This window comes from Rhodoferax sp. RT5P35, assembly GCF_056521385.1.
The window spans coordinates 1-1,014 of the sequence record NZ_JBWMAX010000389.1; the positions used below are offsets into that span (position 1 = coordinate 1).

Annotated in this window: 1 protein-coding gene; it reads left to right on the plus strand. The window is 66.8% G+C overall.

Annotated elements, in window-relative coordinates; translation table 11 throughout:
* The coding region (locus AC097L_RS26565; RefSeq protein ID WP_479589678.1) for an EAL domain-containing protein at positions 1-863 on the plus strand (863 nt) is incomplete at its 5' end.
* Between the last annotated feature and the right edge of the window lie 151 nt (positions 864-1,014).

Consider the following 1,014-nt stretch of genomic DNA (forward strand, 5'->3'; position numbering starts at 1 on the left):
TGGCAGGCAGTGTGCTGCGCAGCAGCGCCAACCAGCAGGGCACCAGCCCCACCCGTGCGGTTTCGCCGCTGCATAGCCCCGAATCCCTGGAGCGGGCCATTGCCTGTGGCGAGCTTGTCAACCACTACCAGCCCAAGGTCGATATGGCTACCGGTGCCGTGGTCGGGGTAGAAGCCTTGGTGCGTTGGCAGCATCCGCAGTGGGGGCTGGTCTACCCCGACCAGTTCATTCCCCTGGCCGAGGCGCACCAGCTCATCGACCAACTCACCCATGCGGTGCTGGCCGAAGCCGTGCGCCAGGCCGCCTTGTGGCGTGCCCAGGGGCTGGCGCTGCAGGTGGCGGTCAATGTATCCATGGACAACCTGGGCGCGCTGGACTTCCCCGACCAGGTGGCCCAGTTGATGTTTGATGCCGGCCTGGCCGCCAACAGCCTGGTGCTGGAGGTCACGGAAAGTCGGCTCATGCAGGACCCGCGCGCCTCGCTGGACACCCTGACCCGGTTGCGCCTGAAGCGCATTGGCCTGTCGATTGACGATTTCGGCACCGGGCATTCTTCGCTGGCGCAACTGCGCGACATTCCGTTTGACGAACTCAAGCTGGACCGCAGCTTTGTCAACGGCGCTGAGCACGACCCGGCACTGGCAGCCATCGTGGAAGGCACGCTGACCATCGCCCACCAGCTCGGCATCAAATCGGTGGCAGAGGGGGTGGAAGACCGCAGCGATTGGGACTTCATGCGCGGGCGCGACTGCGATGTGGCCCAGGGCTACTTCATTGGCCGACCCATGCCCGGCGCTGCCTTTCCCCAGTGGCTGGCCCTGTGGGAAGCGCGCCGCCCCGCGTGGATGGCATTGGCGGTGTAGCCGGGCTACAGCCTGGCGATGGCGGCCCGTAAATCATCCACGTCCAGCACCTCCGACAGCACCTGCGGCGCGCTGCCCGCCTTGTACAGCACATACACCGGCACGCCGTTGCGGCCCAGTTGGCCCAGGGCGGCGGTGATTGCGGGGTCGC